Origin of the sequence: Shewanella sp. 10N.286.52.B9 (assembly GCF_002873635.1) — a bacterium.
Lineage (GTDB): Bacteria > Pseudomonadota > Gammaproteobacteria > Enterobacterales > Shewanellaceae > Shewanella.
Genome location: NZ_MCTY01000187.1, coordinates 2,571 through 25,275 on the forward strand (window position 1 = coordinate 2,571; position 22,705 = coordinate 25,275).

General features: G+C 43.2%; 18 protein-coding genes. 9 read left to right on the forward strand and 9 right to left on the reverse strand.

The window, feature by feature from the left end:
- Nucleotides 1-45 precede the first annotated feature (45 nt).
- From BCU91_RS13765 to BCU91_RS13775, 3 genes are all read left to right on the forward strand, one after another.
- A complete protein-coding gene (locus BCU91_RS13765) occupies nt 46-2,511 on the forward strand; it encodes a hypothetical protein (RefSeq protein ID WP_102531726.1) in 2,466 nt (821 codons plus the stop codon).
- Between the two features lie 69 nt (nt 2,512-2,580).
- The gene (locus tag BCU91_RS13770) at nt 2,581-4,473 is read left to right on the forward strand and encodes a hypothetical protein (protein ID WP_102531727.1); all 1,893 of its coding nucleotides are present in this window, start codon (nt 2,581-2,583) and stop codon (nt 4,471-4,473) included.
- 113 nt (nt 4,474-4,586) lie between these two features.
- A complete protein-coding gene (locus tag BCU91_RS13775; protein WP_241904091.1) occupies nt 4,587-5,429 on the forward strand; it encodes a 5-formyltetrahydrofolate cyclo-ligase in 843 nt (280 codons plus the stop codon).
- A 98-nt stretch (nt 5,430-5,527) separates the two neighbouring features.
- Here BCU91_RS13775 and BCU91_RS13780 read toward each other — a convergent pair whose 3' ends face one another.
- The 7 genes from BCU91_RS13780 to BCU91_RS13810 form a co-directional block, all read right to left on the reverse strand.
- Complete coding sequence (locus BCU91_RS13780) at nt 5,528-6,820, reverse strand: aminotransferase class I/II-fold pyridoxal phosphate-dependent enzyme (RefSeq protein WP_102438582.1); 1,293 nt, start codon at nt 6,818-6,820, stop codon at nt 5,528-5,530.
- Nucleotides 6,821-7,046: 226 nt separating this feature from the next.
- Nucleotides 7,047-7,772 carry a dihydromonapterin reductase gene (gene folM, locus BCU91_RS13785; RefSeq protein ID WP_102531728.1) on the reverse strand — a complete coding sequence of 242 codons (726 nt, stop codon included), beginning with the start codon at nt 7,770-7,772 and terminating at the stop codon, nt 7,047-7,049.
- 156 nt (nt 7,773-7,928) lie between these two features.
- Entirely contained in the window at nt 7,929-8,573 is a 645-nt protein-coding gene (gene folE, locus BCU91_RS13790) for a GTP cyclohydrolase I FolE (RefSeq protein WP_102438485.1), read from the reverse strand.
- 41 nt (nt 8,574-8,614) lie between these two features.
- On the reverse strand, nt 8,615-8,971 hold the full coding sequence (gene folX, locus BCU91_RS13795) for a dihydroneopterin triphosphate 2'-epimerase (RefSeq protein ID WP_076539769.1): 357 nt from the start codon (nt 8,969-8,971) through the stop codon (nt 8,615-8,617).
- Nucleotides 8,972-9,223: 252 nt separating this feature from the next.
- On the reverse strand, nt 9,224-12,292 hold the full coding sequence (locus BCU91_RS13800) for an efflux RND transporter permease subunit (protein WP_102438488.1): 3,069 nt from the start codon (nt 12,290-12,292) through the stop codon (nt 9,224-9,226).
- A 69-nt stretch (nt 12,293-12,361) separates the two neighbouring features.
- Nucleotides 12,362-13,462, reverse strand: a complete 1,101-nt coding sequence (locus tag BCU91_RS13805; protein ID WP_241903521.1) for an efflux RND transporter periplasmic adaptor subunit — start codon at nt 13,460-13,462, stop codon at nt 12,362-12,364.
- Nucleotides 13,463-13,464: 2 nt separating this feature from the next.
- A complete protein-coding gene (locus tag BCU91_RS13810) occupies nt 13,465-14,550 on the reverse strand; it encodes an efflux RND transporter periplasmic adaptor subunit (RefSeq protein WP_102531729.1) in 1,086 nt (361 codons plus the stop codon).
- A gap of 170 nt (nt 14,551-14,720) precedes the next feature.
- Between BCU91_RS13810 and BCU91_RS13815 the strand changes: the two genes are divergently transcribed.
- Together BCU91_RS13815 and BCU91_RS13820 are read left to right on the forward strand one after the other, a co-directional pair.
- On the forward strand, nt 14,721-15,110 hold the full coding sequence (locus BCU91_RS13815) for a DUF393 domain-containing protein (RefSeq protein WP_102438492.1): 390 nt from the start codon (nt 14,721-14,723) through the stop codon (nt 15,108-15,110).
- A 56-nt stretch (nt 15,111-15,166) separates the two neighbouring features.
- Complete coding sequence (locus BCU91_RS13820) at nt 15,167-16,066, forward strand: SDR family NAD(P)-dependent oxidoreductase (RefSeq protein WP_102531730.1); 900 nt, start codon at nt 15,167-15,169, stop codon at nt 16,064-16,066.
- A 117-nt stretch (nt 16,067-16,183) separates the two neighbouring features.
- On the opposite strand, the gene mdh is transcribed toward BCU91_RS13820, so the two are convergent.
- Entirely contained in the window at nt 16,184-17,119 is a 936-nt protein-coding gene (mdh, locus tag BCU91_RS13825) for a malate dehydrogenase (protein WP_102438496.1), read from the reverse strand.
- Nucleotides 17,120-17,424: 305 nt separating this feature from the next.
- Here mdh and argR point away from each other — a divergent pair, with 305 nt between their 5' ends.
- Nucleotides 17,425-17,895: a transcriptional regulator ArgR gene (gene argR / locus BCU91_RS13830; protein ID WP_076539676.1), complete on the forward strand. Its 471-nt coding sequence runs from the start codon at nt 17,425-17,427 to the stop codon at nt 17,893-17,895.
- Nucleotides 17,896-17,984: 89 nt separating this feature from the next.
- On the opposite strand, the gene rsuA is transcribed toward argR, so the two are convergent.
- Nucleotides 17,985-18,674, reverse strand: coding sequence for a 16S rRNA pseudouridine(516) synthase RsuA (gene rsuA, locus BCU91_RS13835; RefSeq protein ID WP_102438498.1), 690 nt, complete (start codon nt 18,672-18,674; stop codon nt 17,985-17,987).
- 284 nt (nt 18,675-18,958) lie between these two features.
- Here rsuA and BCU91_RS13840 point away from each other — a divergent pair, with 284 nt between their 5' ends.
- The 3 genes from BCU91_RS13840 to BCU91_RS13850 all read left to right on the forward strand — a co-directional run bounded on the left by BCU91_RS13840 (nt 18,959) and on the right by BCU91_RS13850 (nt 22,670).
- Nucleotides 18,959-21,049, forward strand: coding sequence for a M13-type metalloendopeptidase (locus tag BCU91_RS13840; RefSeq protein ID WP_102531731.1), 2,091 nt, complete (start codon nt 18,959-18,961; stop codon nt 21,047-21,049).
- Nucleotides 21,050-21,322: 273 nt separating this feature from the next.
- Complete coding sequence (locus BCU91_RS13845; protein ID WP_102519400.1) at nt 21,323-22,090, forward strand: RelA/SpoT domain-containing protein; 768 nt, start codon at nt 21,323-21,325, stop codon at nt 22,088-22,090.
- A 175-nt stretch (nt 22,091-22,265) separates the two neighbouring features.
- Complete coding sequence (locus BCU91_RS13850; RefSeq protein WP_076539686.1) at nt 22,266-22,670, forward strand: SMI1/KNR4 family protein; 405 nt, start codon at nt 22,266-22,268, stop codon at nt 22,668-22,670.
- Nucleotides 22,671-22,705 lie beyond the last annotated feature (35 nt).

Here is a 22,705-nt window from a genome sequence, read left to right on the forward strand (position 1 = left end):
GAACTAGAACTAGAACTAGACCGATAACAACAATGATTAATAACAATGACCAATAACAATCATAGCCCCTTTGCTACCGATCTACTCAATAGCGCCCCGACACAACAAAAAATGCAAGCGGCTGAGCAAGCGTTAAATAAGGTTAAATCAAAGCAGCATTCAGCGCAGGCTAAAGCCAAGCATCAGCAGCAACGTGAAGCGCAAATAACCCAAATGGGCAAACCCTTTTGGTGGATGCTACTGATGTTCATTTGCTCAGTGGTGTATTTATTTCCTGAAGTCGTTTTTAATGCCGCCTTAACCGATGTCGCCGGTGGCCGTAATGCCAGCGAAGATGAATTGCACGCCATTGAGTTATTTGGTCGCACCATCAGTGGTATAGGGGTGACGCTGCTGCTAGCAGACTTATTACTAAAGGGCCGCCGCGTTGCCAAAGTGTCGCGGGCATTGGGGTATTTTGCACTGATTGCACTGATAGTGTGGCCAACAGTTTTCTTTGGTCAAAAGTGGTTAGTGGATCATTTTATTATTGATACATCAAGCCCACAGGAGCGCCAACAAGCTTACTTATCACAGGTTCTACGCAGCGCGCTTATTGAAAAGTCTATTCAATTTGAAGGGATCCATTACGATCCCGATAGTGAACATAACGCCACCGAAAAAACCTTTCTGTCTGTATTTGGCGGCCTTGTGTATGCCGATGATAAGCTGGTCGATGATTTAGAACAGCAAAAACGGGCCATCATGGAAAAATTTGTCCGTGACCGCGCCATGTCGAATTTCGATCTGCACTATAGTGACTACGATAGTTTTCGCCTGCGCCTACAAGATAGCTATAAAGAGTACGCTCAAGGTTCTAATGATTACAACCAAGCACTGGCCAGCTCGCCAGAGCGTTCCAATGAATATTGGCTAGACACCCAAAACCAAGTTAAACAAGGCTGGGAAAAATACCAAAAAGGGACTGATGCTTACGAAGCCCGCGTGGAGTCCCGTGCCCAACAAATCGCCCCAAAGGTGTATGACTATTTTGAGCATCGTAATAAATGCGCCGACATGAAAAAAGGCAGCAGTCGCGATCGCTGTTTCGAGCGTTTACAAACCGGTTATGACCAAGAAATCGCCAAATACGGTATTGGCTATATTCCCCCTGATGATTGGCTAAAGCGAGAAGAGATTTCGACCTCGGAAAATGTCGGTAATTCAATTATTAGCGGGGTAATGACCTTAGGCCTATTTACCGCAATGCAAGCCGTTGATGCTGCTATGGGCGGCGATGCCGGTTTTAAAGATCATAGAATGATATTCACTAACGATGTAAATCATTACAAAAGCGTGCTGATGGTAAAAATGGAGCCAGATTTTGTCAAAGAATCTGGCGGTTATCCATTAGGGATATCAAGCATACATGAGTTCAGGCACCATGAAATAACCAGTGCTAAAGTCAACGCCAGATTAAAACAAAAAGGCCTAATGTTACCAAGCACTTGGGTTATGGCTGACAGAGTGAGTTTTGATAATGCTGTCAGTAAAAAAGTGCGCCAACAAGCGGATGCCAAATGGCGTGCAGCCATGAAGAAGCAAGGCAATGATATGCCGCCTAATTTAAGCTGGCAGCAGTTTCAGCAACAGGGCGATATTCAGCGCCGCATAGCAGCTAAAATGGCAGAACTGTATGTGAACCCAACCCTTGCTGATTGGAATAATCGTGAGTTTAAGCAGCGCATCATTGAGCCTAATATTCAGCGCAAAACCACCGAGTATCTTAATGTACTTGAAGCTCAGCAAGCTGAGTTTGCTGACGGCGGCGCATTTGAATCAAGCGGTAAGTCAGCCCTAAGAGCAACGATTATTCCGCCTATTTCCATGTCAATTAGCTTGGCGTTGGTGTTGCTAACCGTGTTAAAGCTACCCATGAAAGCATTTGAGTTAGTACAAGCAAAGCGCGCCTCAAACGCCGAAGCCCGCCCTACAAAACCCTATATAAAACCGGCTATTTCAGCGGGGATATTAGTGGCTATTTTTGTGGTGCCACTGTCGCTAGGCGGTAATCATTACACCGCTAATGGCTCAGCGCTGCACTACTTTTTTGAGCAAATGAAAAAAAATGACTCTGCCAGCATTTCTTATGCGCTTAAGTGGCTATTGGTCACTCAGCCTATGGTGCAACCAATTGGCACAGCCATTGATCAAAGCCTGTTTATCACCCAGGGATTTGATGCCATCAGTGAGCCAATTCACCGCTTTGATCAAGCGATTATGTCGCCATTAACTGTCACAAAAAAACCATCGCAGTCAGCGCAAGCACATGCGCCGCTTTTACCTTTAACCATTAAAACCAATGTTAACAATGCCAAGGTGGCAGTGATGAATATAAAGCCCAAATACCAAGCGGGAATGAAACTGCCTGCCGGTGGTTACGACATTAAAGTCAGCGCTCCAGGCCATAACTCGGTGCGGCAGTGGGTCTACCTCAAAAATGATGAGACCACTTTCAACATTAAGCTTTAACAGCATAGTTAACGTTAACTGATAACATAATTTTTAGTCTTTCACGCATTGATTAACAGGACATATTACGTGAGTAAATTAGAACAATTTCAAGATTTTATCCGCTCAAACGGTAAAGAGCTAACGGGGGTAAATGTCCCTGTGGTATTAAGTGATGAAAGCGCCAAAACCACCAATGTTAAATTTCATTTTGGTTGGACAATTGAAATTGGGGTAACCAAACACGAACACGGTGGCTATTGTCCATCAGGCATACAGTCAGGAAGCTCATCGCAAGCGTGTGATTGTGCCCACAATAAAGCCAAAGAGTATGTCAGTGGTCAAAATGGATTTTTTAATGAGACCTTTAAAAAAATCTTAACCGCTGATGTCGCCAAAAACTTTATCATTAAAGATACCAATCTAGGTTCAGCACCTGATAGTTATGTGGGTGAAGATATTTGCCATATCTGTAATGGCCGCGGCAAATGTTCATGCTCATCGTGTAATGGCAATGGCTCAACATCATGTACATCTTGTAGCGGCAGCGGCCGTCATCATGTGACTAGGCAAGATCACAATAACCGCACCGTTTACACCACAGAGTCGTGTTCATCATGTTATGGCAGCGGGACAAAAACCTGTTACACCTGTAATGGCTCAGGTCAAGTCACCTGTAAAACTTGTGATGGCGGCGGCTATTTATATTACAGCTACACCATTGATGGCGATGCAAAACGATCAACTAAATGGTTTATCAACAGCCCCGATTATCACCAGTGGATAACAGATTACGTTACCAATGCGGGCTTTAATATTATTAACAACATCAGTGACGTGAATGAAATTGACGTTACTGAAGCCCTAAATGGCTGTACGTTCATCTATGGTTTTACTGCCAACCTACCGACCCTACAATATACCGCGACCATAGATAACACCGATACCACCCTGTGCTTTGCAGGTACCAACAATGTGACTCACAATGCCGGTGGCGTATATGACCCAGCAGTGTGGAAAAATGCCAAAAAGTTAGCCGCCGGAGACAAAGACGATGATAAGAAAGCCTTAGCGATTCCGGCCATTAAAAATATTATTGAAGCCCATGAAACCAAAACAAAAATTGCCTTACTGACTGAAAACTGGGTATCAAAAGATATCAAAGAGGCGGTCATCAGCAACTACCAAAGCTTGGTATCTCAACTTAAAAAAGATAACAATCAGGGTTTTGCATGGCAGTTGCTCAAAGGCATTGTCAATTGGGGACTAATTTTAGCTATGGTAGCTATGTGTTTTGCCATGCTAGCACCTGAAATGATTTATGATGCTGAGTATCGCTCGGGGCTGCTAAGTCATTATCAATTTTTTATTGATTTACTGTTAGCGAGATTCGGCCTTTATGGACTCCCCACTTGGTCAAACTACCCTATCGTCCTTGCATGGTTTTGGGGATTATATGTCGCTATTCCTAAACTGTATTGGAAGCAAATTAGTCAGCCCAAACGGCTAGGGTTAACTGTACTTTCTGGCTATGTAGTATCGTACTTTTTACTGAACCTTGTTGCTATCCTGTTCACCCTTAGCCATTACCCTTTGCTCCCCACCAACATGTTAGTGGGTGGCGGGTTACTGCTGAGTTTATATTTGGTTTTTGCGGGCTTTTTTGGGCCTAAAAAGTGGTACTTCAAAATACTGGCAGGTTTGGCTGCTGTAGCTGGCGTCGCAGCGCTCCAATTCGGCTTAGAAACCGTAAGCTCTCAAGTGCAATTTATACCAGAGCACTATTCGAATTACTCGCGATACTTAGGCGCTGCACTGGAACCGGCTATTCAATATATGCCGTTTATTTATATTGAGATAGCAGTATTAGCGGTTGCAACAGGGATTATCACCACCCGCAGACGATTCTGGATAAAGGCCAAAACCGCAGTATCTGAATACGACTGCGCCGTATTGCTTAAATCTTTAAAGCTGGATAAATAACTATCCATAAAGCGACTGGCTGGGGGATATTTTAGCCAGTCGCCCTTTTAAAATACCCTCGAACGCAGTACTCTAACCTTAATAGACATGGCAAGTATGGAGTACCGCCAATAATGAGTATGACCCGCTTAATGACCAATGCCATTTCGGTCGAACCTTCACCAGCTCGCACTCCAACTATCAATATTACTTATTTCTCTTCTATCAATAAGTCTGCAAATACCATAACGCAAAGCAATAAACACCATATTGGTGCGCATCAAACCCTGAGTATTGTGGCAGATGATAATCAACATCTTGATATTGATAACCTGAGCCATCAAGACCAAGGTTTTGAATTGAGCGATCAAGAACGTTACGCCTTATTTGATAGCCAAGGCATGAACCGTGACTTTATTCGCCGGCATATTCGTCAAGAACGTAAAAGTTATACCCAAGCAGAACAGCACCAGCTTTCGTTAATTGCCTGCCGCCATATGCTGGCAGAAATACAGCAAAAAAATGCCCAAACAGTGGCTCTGTACATCAGCCATGACGGAGAACTGGCAACACAAAAATTAATAGAAGCCCTTTGGCACATCGGGGTAAAAACCTACTTACCTCGCATTCACCCATTTAGCAAAGGTAACTTGTTGTTTTTGCATTACCATGCCGAATCAAAAATGGTATTCAATCAATATGGTATCGCTGAGCCTGCGTTGTCGGTGCAAGATATTATCCCAGTAAACAAACTGGATATGATTGTCACTCCACTGGTTGCGTTTGATGACAAGGGCAATCGCATGGGCATGGGCGGTGGCTATTACGATCGCACTTTGTGCCAAGTGATTGATGGGAAACCATTAGCAGTGGGCTTTGCCCACGACTGCCAGCAAGTGAGCCAACTCCCAGTAGAATATTGGGATGTGCCGCTACCAATAATTATCACCCCTACAAGGCGCATATCCTATATATAAACCATTAATATGTCAGCAATTAACATGCAAAAAAAGCCCATCACGACAATATCATGATGGGCTTAATATTAGGCTGAGAACTCATTAAAACACTGGCGTTAACTCACCGCTTTATCTAACGCTTGGCTGATATCGGCAATAATGTCATCGATGTGCTCAATGCCCACCGAAATACGTACTAAATCTTCTGATACCCCAGCTTTAGCTAATTCTGCGCTGTCTAACTGACGATGGGTGGTACTGGCAGGGTGACAAGCCAGTGACTTTGCATCGCCAATATTCACTAATCGCAGCACCATTTGCAGCGCATCAATAAATTTACCACCAGCCACTTTACCCGCCTGTGCATCGGCTGCTTTTATACCAAAACTGATAATGCCTGAGGCTTTACCGCCGGTGATTTTTTTACATGTCGCGTTAAATGGGCTATCAGCTAACGCAGCGTAGTTTACCCAGCTTACATTAGGGTGTTGCTGTAAATACTCGGCTAACGCTAGGGCATTACTGCAATGGCGTTCCATGCGCAGACTTAAAGTTTCAAGCCCTTGGAGTAATAAGAACGCACTTTGGGGTGATAAAGCTGCGCCGGTGTTTCTTAGGGGCACGACCCGGCAGCGGCCAATATAGGCAGCGGGGCCAAAGGCTTCGGTGTACACCACGCCGTGATAAGACGGATCGGGTTGATTTAAAATCGCAAAGCGGTCTTTATTGGCGACCCAATCAAATTTACCTGAATCAATGATCACCCCGCCAATAGTGGTGCCATGGCCGCCAATGTATTTGGTCAGTGAGTGGATCACAATATCTGCGCCATGATCAAAAGCTCGGCATAACACTGGCGTTGCCACAGTATTATCGACAATTAACGGCACCCCATGCTTATGGGCAATGTCGGCCAAGCGTTGTAAATCGACCACGTTACCCGCTGGATTGCCGATGGACTCACAAAACAACGCTTTGGTTTTATCATCAATTAGCGCATCTAAGCCGTCAAAGTCATCATAGGCCGCCATGCGTACATCAACCCCTTGGCGGGGCAATGTATGGGCGAATAAGTTATAAGTACCGCCATATAACTGGCTAGTGCTAACAATATTATCGCCTACTTGGGTGAGCGCCTGTATCGCATAGGTGATGGCCGCCATACCTGATGCCACCGCTAAGGCACCAATACCGCCTTCAATGGCGGCTAAGCGCTGCTCAAGCACGTTGGTTGTTGGGTTCATGATGCGGGTATAGATGTTACCAGCCACTTTTAAATCGAATAAATCGGCACCATGCTGGGTATCATCAAAGGTGTAAGACGTGGTTTGGTAAATCGGCACTGCTGCGGCCTTGGTGGTCGCTTCCGACTCGTAGCCATAATGTAATGCCAGTGATTCCAGTTTCATGTTTTCTGCCGTCATAATGCCTTCCTTTACCTTAAGATATTCAAATTGGGCCATCTACCAAAAAGTTGTTTGCCGGATAAACTTTCGAATTAATAGCCGGATAAAAAAGAACCAAAAACCAGTAGTACTCCACACTAACAATAAGACGTCTAGATGTCTATTTAAAATATTCAGCCATTAAAAAGGGAGCCGTAGCTCCCCTATATAAACTCAATAGCAAACACAGTTAGGCTAAGTTACGGCCACCATCCACCGCAAAACTGCGACCAGTGACGTATTGACTGCTTGTCAGGTAATCAACTAATTCAATGATCTCAGGGTTACCCGCCTCTTTAGGCAGTATGGCTTTGGCTAGCGCTTTTGCTTTGTAGGCCTCATCGTCGCCTTCATTAAACAAAATCATCGCAGGGGCAATGGAATTGACTTTCACCATAGGCGCAAGTTTACTCGCAAATGACAGGGTTAAATTGTGCATTGCCGCTTTACTGGCCGCATAGGCAATATGCTTTTTACTGCCTTTTTCTGCCACGTAATCGGTAATATGAATAATATTAGCACTGCCAATATTGCCACTTGCTGAAGCGATTAATTTGTCGGCCAGAGCCAAGTTTATTTGATAAGGCGCACTGACGTGAATATTCATCATTCGGTTCATGATATCGGCTGAGGTCATGCCCGGCTTGGTTTTATCGTTATGCCAGTCAGATGCATTATGAATGATGCAATGAAGCTCGTCATGGGTGTCATTAATGCGCGCTAACATATCGTCTATTTCAGCAGGAATGCACAAATCACATTGATAAAGGTCGGCACCTAATTCAGCTAATTCATCAATAGAGGGGTAATGGGTTCTAAAGGTGCCGATGACCTTCATGCCTTTAGCGAGAAAGTCCTTTGCTAAGGCGTAACCAATACGTTTGCCGACGCCAGTAATGAAAATAGTTTGCTTCATTGCAGTTCTCTTATGATGATTTTTATTGAAAATAAGAAGTGTTAGAAAAGGTCATTAATGCAGTCGTTTATCATTGCAATTAATCATAAGCAATTAATAATAGCCTCATTGACTCGAAATTAATGACCTTTAAAGTATGATTCAAGCTAAAGCCGATTAGCTGTTAGCAAAGAATTCAGCTCTTGAGGCAGGGTTAGCTTTAAAGCAGCCGCCTAGTGCGGAGGTTTTGGTATAGGATTGAGTATCCATAATGCCTCGGGATTTAACGCAGTAATGGGTGGCATTGATACTAATGGCAACATCGTCGGTTTCAAGCAAGGTTTGCAGTGCCACCAGCACTTGCTGGGTGAGTCGCTCTTGTACTTGAGGTCGCTGGGCAAAAAATTTCACTATGCGGTTAATTTTAGATAAACCAATAATTTTGCGCCCCGGCACATAAGCAACATTGGCAACACCATCGATGGTAATAAAGTGATGTTCACAGGTACTAACCACGCTAATATCACTGACTTTAACCATTTCATCTACGCCCATTTTATTGTCAATTTGGGTGACTTTAGGGAAGTGGTTGTAATCAAGCCCAGAGAAGATTTCATTAACATACATTTTGGCGATTCGATGAGGGGTTTCACATAAGCTGTCATCGGTTAAATCAAGTCCAAGGGTAGAGATAACTTCTGTCATCAATCCTTGAATGCGAGCCACTTTTTGCTCGTTAGTCATATCATTTTCAACGACTGGGGTTTCAAGACCTCGCTCAATCAGTACTTGCTGTACTTTACGTGCTTCTTCAGAAATCATGTGTTTTCCTTATGGCAACTCGTGCCAAATTAAAACTCACTTTATTTTCGCTGCTCTAATGATAATGAAACAGAGTCGGCAAAACGTAATGCGTGTGGTTTGTCGATTGTCACCCGCGACATGGTAATGGAAGGATGCTCACTGCAAATTGCCAGCACATCAGCAACTAATTTTTCCAGTAATAAAAATCGACCTTCTTCAACATGTTGGATCACTTTCTTGGTGATTATCTTGTAGTTCAGCGCATCAGCGACATCATCAGTTTGAAAAGACTTATCGGCTGGGTACTGAATTTCAATATTAATAACAACATCTTGCTGCTTTTCTCGTTCATCAGGGTTAAAGCCGATGAAAGTACGTAAACGTAAATTAGTAACTTTAATAATTGCTTGGCTAATTGACATAGAAAGCCTCATTTTGAATACGCGTTTTTGGATACTGTTTTTGTATACCAATGCGCAATACGTGAATACATCTAGTAAAGATCAAATAAAAAAAGAGCCAACGTAAACTCTGCTGACTCTCCTATTTATAGCGATAAACAAACCATTATGCGAGTTTACGTGCTTGATAGCTTAGTTAACTTACCTTAATTAGTCAGCTTAAAGAAAATCAACTACCACAGGATTAACTTCAAGCTAGTTGGCTTACTAAAACTCTTTATAATTTCTATAACTTACCTTGAAGAAAATAAGGTAAAACACCGGCACTATGATTAATGTCAATATGGTTGCAACCCCAAGACCAAACATCACTACCGCCGCTAATGACTCAAAGAAGGCATCGGTCAATAGCGGTAGCACCCCTAAAATGGTGGTGATAGCAGCCATACAAACGGGTCTAACACGGCTAACGGTTGAGTTAAATACCGCTTCAAAGGTTTCGACGCCGTCATTAATCTCAGTGTTAATTTGATCCAGCAAGACAATACCGTTTTTAAGTAGCATACCCGATAAACTTAACATTCCCAGCAGCGCCATAAAGCTAAAGGGTTTATCTAAAATCAATAAGCCTGAGGTAATACCAATAATGGCCAGCGGCACACACGCCCAAATCACTAATGGTTTTCTCACTGAGTTAAACAAGAATACCGTGATTAAGAACATGAATAAAAAGCCCAGTGGCAAGGTGGCAAATAATGACTCTTGTGCATCATTGGATGATTCAAACTCACCGCCCCACTGCAGCTCATAACCCACAGGTAATTCTAGCGCTTCAATTTGTGGCTTAATTTGGGCAAACAATTGCGCCGGTAAAATATCATACTCAAAATCCGTATCGGCAAATACCGTTAAGGTACGTTTGCGATCCCGGCGTTGAATAATGGGATCTTCAAACTTAACCTCAAACCCATCAACCACTTGCTGCAGCGGTACAAAGGCAGACAGCGCAGGGCTCCAAATACGAACACTTTCAAGTGAGTCGATATCAATACGCTCATCTTCTGGTAAACGGCCAATGATTGGCAATAAGGTCGTCCCTTCGCGGTATACCCCAATTTGTAACCCTGTAAACGAAAACTTAATCGCTTCATCTACTTCACTTTTTACGATACCTAAACGTCTTGCTTGGGTTTCATTAAAGCGAGGCGCAATGTATTTCACCCGTTCACGCCAGTCATGACGCACGTTAACGGTTGCCGGTGTGGCCTGGAATATCTCCATCACTTGCGCTGCAATGCTTCGCAATACATCAGGGTCTGCACCGCTAATACGCGCTTCAATTTTAGCGTCTGTTGAAGGGCCGATTTCTAAGCGCTTAAACTTAAACTGCGTCTGCGGGTATTTAGCTTCGACTGCCCTTCTAAATTCAGTCATTACCTCACTAAGAGACTCAAAATCTTCGGTGCGAATAGCCATTTGCGCATAAGATGCGTAGTTTTTCTCTGGCGAGTAAGTCAGTAGAAAACGCGGAAAGCCTTTACCTATGCTCGAGCCAACAAACTCAACATTATCAAGCCCCATGGCGATGGACTCCATGCCCTCGACAATGCCCTGAGTTTCACGAATATCTGTGCCTTCTGGCATCCAGGCATCCACTAAGAAAATCGGCGTGGTAGAAGGCGGGAAAAACGATTGCTTAACGTAAGCAAAGCCATAAATCGAAATACAAAATGCCATCACCACGGCGATAACACTCACCCAGCGATGCTTCATACACCAATCGAGTAATACTTTGTAAAACACAAAAAAGGCACCACCGTAGGGATCTTTAAGCTCACCTTCCACTTTTTCAGCATCTTTTCCAAAAAATAACTGCGCAAAAAATGGTGTGATGGTAATGGCAGTAATCCAAGATAAAAACAGTGAAAACAGTAATACCCAGAATAAAGAGCCCGCAAATTCACCGGTAGCATCAGGTGATAAACCGATTGGCGCAAAGGCAGTAATAGCAATCACTGTCGCACCAAGTAATGGCCACATGGTTTGTTTTACAATGCTTTGAGCAGCTTCTAAAGTCGTTTGGCCCCGCTGCCTGCCGATTAATATGCCTTCAACGATAACAATGGCATTATCCACCAGCATCCCTAAGGCAATAATTAACGCCCCTAAGGATATTCGCTGCAGCTCAATCTCTGCTTGCAGCATCAACATGAAGGTGCCTAAACAGGTTAAGAACAAAATTAACCCAATTAAAATACCTGACTTAATGCCCATAAAGACCAGTAGCACGCCGATTACGATCACTACTGCGGCAATTAAGTTCCATACAAAGCTGCCCACTGAAGCATCTACTTCATTAGGCTGGTTATACATGGTTTCAATCATCATGCCCGCTGGGCGGACACTTTCAATACTGGCAAGCTTGGCGTCAATGGCTTTACCCACTTCAACCACATTCACCCCGGTTGAAAATGCGATGCCAATGTTGATCGCATTGTGCTGATTAAAGGTCAGTAGATTGGTGGGAATATTTTGAAAGCCCCGCGATACTGTGGCGACATCTTTTAAGTAAATAAGCTTATCGCCTTGGGTGCCTGGAATAATCAGCCCTTCTAGCTCGCTAACAGACTTAAAACCACCACTGGTACGGATTTTTAAGTTGTCACCGGCAACCTGAATGTTACCAGCATCAGACACCATATTTTGCGAATTAAGCAGGTTGCTCACTAAAGATGGATCGATATTAGAACTGGCAGCTTTGTTGAGCGACATTTCAACGAAAACTTGCTCTTGTTGATTGCCTGCCAATGACACTTTACCCACACCTGGCACGAGCTCTAATTCGCGTTTAACGTAATCGACGTAATCTAAAATATCGCGGTAACTGTAATCGCTACCGCTGACCATTAGCATCACCCCGTAAACATCACCAAAGTCATCATTGACCATCGGGGCCTGAACACCTGGCGGTAAGCTGGACGACATATCATTCACTTTGCGGCGCAGCTCATCCCAAATTTGTGGAAGCTCATCAGGGCCGTAGTTATTTTTCATGGTCACAGTAATTTGTGACATTCCCGATGTGCTTAATGACTTGAGAGTATCGATATAAGGCAATTCTTGAATGGCCTTTTCGATTGGGTAGGTCACTTCTTCCTCAACTTCCGTTGAGGTCGCCCCTGGGTACAGGGTGACAACTACCGCATCTTTAATGGTAAATGGTGGGTCTTCTAATTGGCCAAGGCCGGTAAATGACATTAAGCCGCCGATCAATAAGATCAGGGTAAACATCCAGCTAATGACGGTGTTTTTGACAAAGTAGCCTGCAATATTCATATGTCACTTTCCTTTGTGTTAGCTGGAACGATTGTGAGTAATGGGTTTATTAACAATACAATCATCAGCCTACACTCCCCCTACTACTTGTACTTTTTGACCAGCCACTAAACGTGAAGCGCCCGTTTGAATAATCACTTGGCCATCTTTTAGCCCATCGATAACTTCAATTCTGTCGCCGACGATCACACCTAAAGTCACGTGCTGATACTGGATAGATTGATCAGATTTATCAAACAGCCAAACACCACTGTCTTGTATTACAATGTCACTGCCATCTTGCATAATCACCGCTTCGATAGGCACCAAGAACTGTCGGTTGTAGGTGTATGTAAGGTGGCTTAAGTCAACTTTCACCTTGGCAGGCATACCTTCAAGCACTTTATATTTAGGGTCTAAGTCAACGGCAATTGTGGCTATATAGGTTGAAGTTGCGGGATCTTTTTCGGTGTTAACTTCCAGTAAATGGCCATCAAATGTGGCATTAGGAAAGGCTTCAAAACTGACCTCTAGCAATGCGCCTACGCTTCTGTCCTTAGCCTTCTTTGACACCGCAATCAACATATCAGGAATTTGTACATCCACTTCGATGCGCTCAATCTTTTGAATACTTACCACTGGCACGCCCGGCTGCACGTTTTCAAAAGACTCTAAAAATACATCACTGATCACCCCTGAGAAGGGCGCTCTTAGCTCAGTGTATTGCAGATTAAGCTCTGCTTGCCTTGCCTCGGCTTTTGCTACTAAGTACTGGGCATTCATTTGATCATAATCAGATTGCGCCATTAACTGCTTAGCCACCAACTGTTTACCACGTTCAGATTGTTTAAAATTAACCTCCATACGTGCCCTTCGATCGCTTAAAGCAATCTCAAAGTCAGTTTTTTCTAATATCGCCAGTAAATCTCCCTTTTCGACTTTTTTGCCTTTGCTCGCTGGAATTTGCGCGATACGGCCGCCAACACGAAAAGAAAGGTTAGTTAAGTCTTGCGCTCTAGCAACACCATTAAACTCACGGATCACCGAGTTATCTACAACCGGTAAAGCGTAAGTCGTAACTCTAGTAACATTGGGCTCAATATCGGGGCTTTTGTCACAGCCACTCAGAGTCATAACCGCCAGCAGCAGGCCAACACTTTTAAGCATGCTATAGATAAAATTACTGTTCATATTTATAAGCCTCGCTCTTTAATCCATTGCACCGCAGCTTGGCCATCTTTAAGCTCAGATGCTCCAGCAACGACTAACCAGTCACCATCTTCAAGGCCAGATATTAAGCGATTGCCTTTTAATTTTACTGGTACTTTTTCAAGGGTTAACGCCTTTGGAGACCAGATAAAAACAAAGTCAGTTTCATTTTCAGTAATCACAGCACCAGCAGGAATTTTAGGATGAGCATCAGCGGTTCTGGCAGGCAGTTTGACTTTTACTTGGGCCGACATCCCCGGTAGCACATTAAGTTGCTCAGGCATTGGCAGGGTTAAAATGATGGTGTAACTACCTGTGGTTGAGTCGGCAATGGTATTGAGCTCTTTTAAACTGGCAGCATACCAACGATCGCGACTGTCAAACTTCACCTCAAGGTTTTGCATCTTATCAAAGCTTGAACCGGCTTTTTGAATCGCACCAATAAACTGCTCAGGTAACTGAAAACTAATATCAATGGCTGATTCGATCCGAATTCCCATCACTTCTTCTTGGGCTTGAACATATTCAAAAGCACGCTTGCTGCGTTTAGAAATGATGCCTTTGTAAGGAGCCAATAATTTGGTGTAAGTCACATCTGCTTTGGCTTTGTCTAATGCGGCTTGGGCAATGGTGTAATCGCTTTTGGTTTGATCGTAATCATTACGCGAAACCACCCCTTGCTCAACCAAAGATGCATTACGCTCGAACAGAACTTTAGCTAATTCAAATTGCGCCTGAGCGACAGCCAATTGCTGTATATAAATAGCGCCATCAAGTTGCGCAAGCACTTGGCCGGGCTCCACGGCATCGCCGGGGCGCACAAAAATGTCAGCAATTTCACCAGCAACCCTAAAAGATAAAGCGGCTTTTTCTGAGGCTTTTACTTCACCAGGTAAAAATCGTTCTCGAAAATCACTGCCCACATCAATTTGCAGGACTTTAACGGGCCTGGGGTCAAATGATGCAGCTGTTGTAGTCTGCTCAGCAGCAGTAGAATACGCGAGAAAGGGACTGGTTAAAGCCACCAAGGAGAACACGAGTAAAGAAGAAAATTTACAGGGCTTCTTCATTTTTTGCTCCGAAACATTTTAGTTAACTAGATAATAACATTCAAAAACTTACAATAATAGCGACTATAAGCCAGCAACAAAGATCTAAACAAGCACATTTGACGTATTATTCATTGTAGTAACTTATTGAGTTAATTTAGAACTTAGTAATTAACCATAGAGGTATCGAGATGGAATTACGGATTTTTTACGACAGTGCCTGCCCCTTATGCAGCAATGAAATGCAACAATTAAAGCAACATGACCGCTTGCACAAAATTGAGCTGGCTGATTTAAACCAAGACGGTTTTGCCGAAAAGTATCCCCATATCGACTTAGAAAAAGCCAACAAAATTTTGCATGCAGAAACCAACCATGGCGAAATATTACTGGGACTGGATGTGACGGCAAAAGCTTGGGCACTTACAGGAAAACATCAATGGGTACAGTTATTGCGCTTACCTTGCATCAAACCATTAGCCGATGTGGCTTATCTTGGTTTTGCAAAACACCGCTACAAATTATCCTACCTGTTAACCGGTAAGCAGCGCTGTGAAGATGGTAGCTGTAGCATCAAATAGTGAGTTAACTGCTTAAAGCCATAGCTACAATCAGCCATCAACCCAAGGAGATTTACTTGAGCCAATCATTCACTGCAAATTCAGGCTCAGTTGCGTTAATCATTGGTGCATCTTCTGGGATTGCAAAGGCCATTATTGCAGCACTGATTAAGCAAGATACGGCAACTGACATAAAGCACCTCATCAGTATCAGCCAATCTGCAACTGCTGAGACGAAATTGGCTAATGAAAGTGCTAACCCCATAACTCAGCAACATATTAGCTGCGATTATTCAGCAGACGCCATTGCCACACTGTGCCAGCAATTGCAGCCGTTTAAAGGTAAAATTACTCGGGTATTTATTTGTAATGGCAGATTGCACAATCAGTATCAAATGACTGGCGCAGCAACAGGGAGCGCCTCAGAAAACACAGTTTCTAAAACTCTCCCCTTTAAAACAATAGCCCCTGAAAAGCGCTTAGAAGATGTTAACCCTGAGGCAATGCAGGCTTTGTTTGAGTCAAACACCATTACCCCTATGCTGTGGCTACAGCATTTAGTCAAACTGGTTGCAGGTAAACAGGGCTGTATTATTAATGTGCTCAGCGCCCGAGTAGGCAGTATTAGTGATAATCGCTTGGGAGGATGGTATAGCTATCGCGCTTCAAAAGCTGCGCTAAACATGCTAATTAAAACCGCGGCGATTGAATATGCTCGGCGTGCCAAAAACGTAAAGCTCATTGCTTTTCATCCCGGCACCACAGACACCCCATTATCCAAACCTTTTCAGGCCAAAGTGCCCGCTGAAAAATTATTTACTGCTGAATTTGTCGCGTCGCAATTACTGAATATCAATAACGCAATTAAGGAAGCTGGAAGCGAAAGTAGTGAAGATGACAACGCTGAAATTGACCGAGTTTACTACGATGGACAAGCCAGCTTTATTGATTGGCAAGGAAAACTGATTAGTTGGTAAAGGGCTTAGGTCTTTTTCCCTTGCAGCAACTTTAGCCTGTCAGCAACAAAAATGCGAAGCCAAAGGCTTCGCATTTTTATCGGTAAATCAAGTTATCAATAATTGATAAGCTTAAATTTACTTAACGAACTCAACACCAAGTTTGATGTCGCCGTTTAATGTATCAAGCATTGCATCACGGGCATTAGCTTCAAATGCGCTAACATCGCCGTATGGTAATACTTTTTCTACGCCGTTTTTACCAAGTAATACAGGTTGTGCGAAGAAGTCAGCATGTTCACTGCCGCCATCAACATAAGCACATTCAACCACGTTAGCTTCGCCTTGTAGGCCGCGAACCAATGATAGGCCAAAGCGACATGCCGCTTGACCCATAGACAGAGTCGCACTACCGCCACCCGCTTTAGCTTCAACAACTTCAGTACCCGCATTCTGGATACGTGTTGTTAGCGCTGCAACTTCTTCATCAGTAAAGCTTACGCCTTCAACTTGTGAAAGAAGTGGCAGAATAGTCACACCACTGTGGCCACCAATAACGTTGATGTTTACATCAGCAACGTTTAGCCCTTTAAGGTCAGCGATGAAGGTTTCAGAGCGGATAACATCAAGTGTCGTCACACCGAATAAACGGTTCTTATCGTAAACACCTGCTTTTTTAAGTACTTCAGCCGCAATAGCAACAGTAGTATTTACTGGGTTAGTAATAACGCCAATTAATGCTTTAGGGCAAGTTGCCGCCACTTTTTCAATAAGGTTTCTTACGATACCCGCATTGATATTAAATAGATCTGAGCGATCCATACCAGGCTTACGCGCAACACCTGCAGAGATAAGAACAACATCAGCGCCAACTAGCGCAGGAGTTGGGTCTTCACCAGCAAAACCAGCCACTTTTACATCTGTAGGGATGTGGCTTAAGTCAACTGCAACACCTGGAGTAACAGGAGCGATGTCATATAAAGACAACTCTGAACCTGCAGGAAGTTGAGTTTTTAATAGTAAAGCTAAGGCCTGGCCGATACCGCCAGCAGCACCAAGTACAGCTACTTTCATGATGATCTCCAATTACGTTCTAGTGATTGACTTCAGTCTGGTCTGTGACACAGATCATGTTTTCTTGTGGCGTCACATTACTGGATCACAGCGAGGATTTCAATTATCCCTTAGTAGATCACACTAATTTCCTTATTCTATGATATGTATATAAATAATGACTAATTTAGCCAGTAATAGCTAAAATGAATTTTTATTCACCAATTTAGCTTATTTCTTGACTTGATGCGTTTATCTATTCAGAATGAGCTACTTTTTTGAATAAAATCTATTCTTTTTAAAAATTACTATAAGACGAAAAAAATATGCCAGCGACTAAGAATCAGGATGAACTCGTAAAGACGTTTAAGTCGATATTAAAGGAAGAGCGCTTTGGTAGCCAAAGTGAAATCGTAATCGCACTGCAAGCAGAAGGTTTTGGCAATATTAACCAGTCAAAAGTTTCCCGTATGCTAAGTAAGTTTGGTGCAGTACGTACCCGTAATGCTAAGCAAGAAATGGTATATTGTTTACCCGCTGAGTTAGGTGTGCCAACAGCAGGCAGCCCTGTTAAAAACTTGGTATTGGATGTGGATCATAACCAAGCGATGATCGTAGTCAGAACCAGCCCCGGCGCAGCGCAGCTTATTGCCCGATTATTAGACTCGATAGGTAAGCCTGAAGGGATTTTGGGGACTATTGCTGGTGATGACACTATCTTTATTTGTCCTTCAAGTATCAAAACCATTGATGATACCTTAGAAACGGTAAAATCACTGTTTGGCTATAGTGAATAGCCCTCTTAGCAAATAACACCTTCACGATTTATTGAGCCATTAAAAAAGCAGCCTTAGGCTGCTTTTTTGGTTTTAACAGTGCGTAAGTGTTAAATTGAGGCGATTTCAGCATCGGTGAGAAAACGCCATTCGCCTTCTTCTAAATCAGCATCAAGTTCAATTTCACCCACAGCTTCACGATGTAAATTGACCACCCGATTCCCCACAGCAGCAAACATACGCTTCACTTGATGGTACTTACCTTCGCTGATAGTTAATCTGGCATGGTATTCATCAATGATCTCTAGCAGCGCCGGTTTAGTTAAGCCGTCTTCACTTTTTAATTGGATCCCTTCGGCAAAGGTTTCCACCAATGCAGGATCAAGTGATGCAGCAGCTTCGATAAGGTAACGTTTACCGCAATCTTTTTTAGGTGAGGTGATTTTATGTGACCACTGGCCATCGCTGGTGATCAGCACCAAACCTGTGGTGTCCACATCTAAACGCCCAGCAATATGCAGGGTATCGACTTTTTCAATATCCATTAATCCCAACACCGATTGATATTCTTCATCAATGGTTGAGCAAATGGTATCAACAGGCTTGTGCATCATGATGTAGCGCTCGCCCACGATCTTAATTTGACGACCTTCGATACACACTTCAGTATCATCTTTCACTTTAAAGCTCGCGTCTTTAACCACGTCACCATTACAGGTCACTTCACCTGACTTGATAACTCTTTTTGCTAATGAACGAGTCAGCTCGGTGCTCTCGCAGATAAATTTGTCTAAACGCATATATAAAACCAAGTGAAAACTAATTGGTCGCTATTATGAGCTGTTGGCTAGCAAATAGAAAACGATAAATGGCCACTGTAACATTCTGGTAATTTTTAGTTACACAACACAGTCAATAAATGCTCAATTTATCACTAAAAGCCTAGCCTTAGCCCTTGTTAAGTGCCCCTGTTAAGACTTAACATGTTGGTCACATAAAACTGTCTTAAGGCAGTGAACAATAAAAACAGCTCAAAATTAAGGCCGATAAAAAGGCTTCACTCTTCAATGCATAGGGAAACAACATGAAAAAGCTAGTTATCGGTGGGCTTTGCGCCTCACTTATCGCAGGCCTTAGTGCCTGCAATTCAGATAAAGCAGTCACTGAATCCGCAGCACCAGAAGTCGCTAAAACAGAAACCGCAGTTGCCGTTGAAAAAGCCCTTACCTCAGGTATTAGCTTTGACAATATGGACAAGTCAGTTCGCCCACAAGATGATTTTTACCTCTACGTAAATGGCGGCTGGTTAAACACCGCGGAAATCCCTGGTGACCGCACCAATATCGGCGCCTTTTACGACTTGCGCGAAAATGCCCGTGACGACGTTAAAGCCATCATCGAAGATGTCAGTGCAAACCCAGATCTTAAAATGGGTACTGATGAGCAAAAAGTGGCCGATCTTTACCGTTCATTTATGGATGTTGAAACCTTAAATAAATTAGGTATTAGCCCAATCCAAGCTGAATTTGCCCAAATTGCCGCGCTAAAAGATAAAAATGAATTAACCGCCTATTTTGGCGAAAGCCAAGTTAATGGTGGCGGCACACCATTAGCGTTTTATGTCAATGTTGATGCTAAAGATTCAAGCCGTTACGCCACCCATATTTGGCAATATGGTCTTAGCCTTCCTGAAAAAGATTACTACTTCAATGAAGAAGAGCGCTTCGTTAATATTCGTAGCAAATACCTTGAGCATATCGAGAAGATGTTTGACCTTGCCGGCCTTGAAAATGGCAAGCAAGCAGCGCAAACGGTTTTAGCATTAGAAACCGCTATCGCTGAGCAACATTGGGATGTAGTTGAAACCCGCGACAGCACTAAAACTTATAATCTTTATCAAGTTAAAGATTTAGCGACCTTAGCACCAGACATTAACTGGGATGGCTATTTAGCAGCCCTTGGTGGTGATAAGCAGTCTGACATCATCATTAACCAACCAAGCTTTATTGAAGGCATGAACCAAGTAATTAAAGACAATGATCTTAATACTTGGAAAACCTACATGACCTGGATGGCACTCACTCATAATGCGAGTCACTTATCTGAAGCGCTTGATAATGAAAACTTCGAGTTTTTCTCAAAAACACTTAATGGCCAAGAAGAGCAACAACCTCGCTGGAAGCGCGGCGTAAGCACAGTCAGTGGCACCTTGGGTGAAGTTGTCGGTAAAGTGTATGTAAAACGTCACTTTGTACCAGAAGCAAAAACCCGTATGAGCCAATTGGTTGAAAATTTACGTGGCGCTTACGGCACTAGCATCGAATCATTGGATTGGATGAGCGAAGACACTAAAGTTGCAGCTAAAGATAAGCTGGCTAAATTCAATCCTAAAATTGGTTACCCTGATAAGTGGGAAGACTACAGCAAACTCACTATTGCAGCCGATGATTTACACGGCAACATTAAACGTTCTGCGGTTGTTTCTCATAACAAAGATATCGCAAAACTTGGTCAGCCAATTGATAAAGGCGAGTGGCACATGACGCCGCAAACCGTTAATGCTTATTACAATCCAACCATGAACGAGATTGTCTTCCCTGCAGCTATTTTACAGCCACCATTTTTCAACCTTGAAGCTGATGACGCGGTAAACTACGGCGGCATTGGTGCAGTCATTGGCCACGAAATGGGCCACGGGTTTGATGATCAAGGCGCTAAATTTGATGGCGAAGGTAACATGCGTGATTGGTGGACTGAAGCTGATTTAAAAGCCTTTACCGCTAAGGGTAAAGCATTAATAACTCAGTACAATGGTTATCAAGTATTTGATGATTTACACGTTAATGGTGAGCTAACTTTAGGTGAGAACATCGGTGACTTATCTGGTGTAACCATCGCTTATAAAGCCTACAAAATGTCATTGAACGGTGAAGAAGCACCAGTCATTGACGGCTTAACGGGTGATGAGCGCTTCTTTATGGGCTTTAGCCAAATTTGGCGAGTAAAAATGAAAGAAGAAGCATTGCGTAACCGCGTTGCTACTGATCCGCATTCACCAGGTCACTTCCGTGCATTAGGCGCACTGTCTAATATGCCTGAGTTTTACCAGACTTATGGCGTAAAAGAAGGTGACAAGATGTTTATCGCCGCTGATGAGCGAGTAAAAATCTGGTAATCATTAACTTAAAGTCATTAGCTTGAGTAAAAAATCAATAAGGGCATCATTTGATGCCCTTATTATTTGGCTACATAAAGTACAACTGTGCGCCTTAAAAGCATTAGCCCGCAAAATCTACCTATTCCTAATCCATTGCCTCTTGAGCGCAGCGTTAAGACATTGCTTTTAACCACACCATAAACCGACATGGTATTCAGGTGTTATTCAGCTAATTAAAGCTAATCTAGCCCCATCAATTTCACGCAGATATTGAACTAAGGTGAATACTCAATGAGTCGAATTTTTAGAACCTTTATTATCTTTTTATTGTTGCTGACAAGCCGCAATGCCATTGCCGTAACGGTGGACACCAAACCCGTAAAGCCCACTTACGACTTTAGGCAAATTGTGAGTAACGATCTCGACAGCCTATTAGCGTTACAAAATACTCTCGGGGCGGCGCCGCAGCAATTTAGCCATGATTTAGATGCCTTGTTTGAGCGTGCCCCTGAGGCACAATCGGAGCTAAGCAATTTAGTGACTAAAATTAGCCAGCAAAATCAGGCTTACACGATTATTCCTAAAATAAAAAGCTACCAAAGAGCCCAGCAAAAAATCGCCCTTAAATTTGACGGTGATGCCAGCTACCTCACCGATATTGCCAGAGCAACCATTGTTACTAATGATGTTGCCAGCTTGATGAGCGCTTATAAAGCCATTGTCGCACACGCTGAAGTCGTACAAGTTAAGAACCGCTTTGCCACTCCTAAAGCATCTGGTTACCGTGATTTAAACCTGCTGGTTAAACTGCCTCAAAGCCAAATGGTTGCTGAAGTGCAATTACACCTTAATAAGATTGCTGAAATTAAAAGCGGCCCAGAGCACCATGTCTACGAGCAAATTCAACACATCGAATTACAAGCTCAACGCCAACATAGACCCGTCAGTGAGCTTGAATTAATGCAAATTGTGAAACTGCGTCAAACTTCACACAAGCTGTATCACAAAGCGTGGTTAAGCTATAAACGTCAGAGTTTGGCAGAACTGCAAGCGGCATAAACTCTCAAATAAAGCACTAACTCGTTTAACGTTCGCCCCTGTACCCCTTGTTATTTACCTCCCCTTGGCACCTTTTTAAAAGGTGCTTTTTTTTGCCTAAAATAAAATCTGAATTGGTTAAAAGCGCCATTCAGGCTATACTCCCGCCATTATTGCCCGATGACTGGATACACTGATGAATGACATCATTGAAATGCTACAAGACTTGAGTGAAACGGTACCAGTACCACTCGAATTACCGACATTCGAGCAACTGGTAGAAGTGGAAGAACAAATTTTAATTTCACTGCCAAATGATTTAAAAGAATACTTATTATTTGCCAGTGATGTCATTTATGGCTCCATTGAAATGGTCACGGCATCAGATCCGTATTCACACACTTATTTACCTGAAGTGACCAGCTATGCCTGGTCTATCGGCATGCCAAGAGAATATATTGCTATCTGCCAGCAAGGCGATAACTTTTATTGTATCGACCAAGAAGGCAATGTGCGTCACTTCTATAAAGGTCGCATGGTCGACATTATGTGGGAATCATTGTGGGACTGGATCCAAGACATTTGGCTGAAACGAAAATAGCCTAAGTTTGACCAGCTAACATCATCAACGTACAC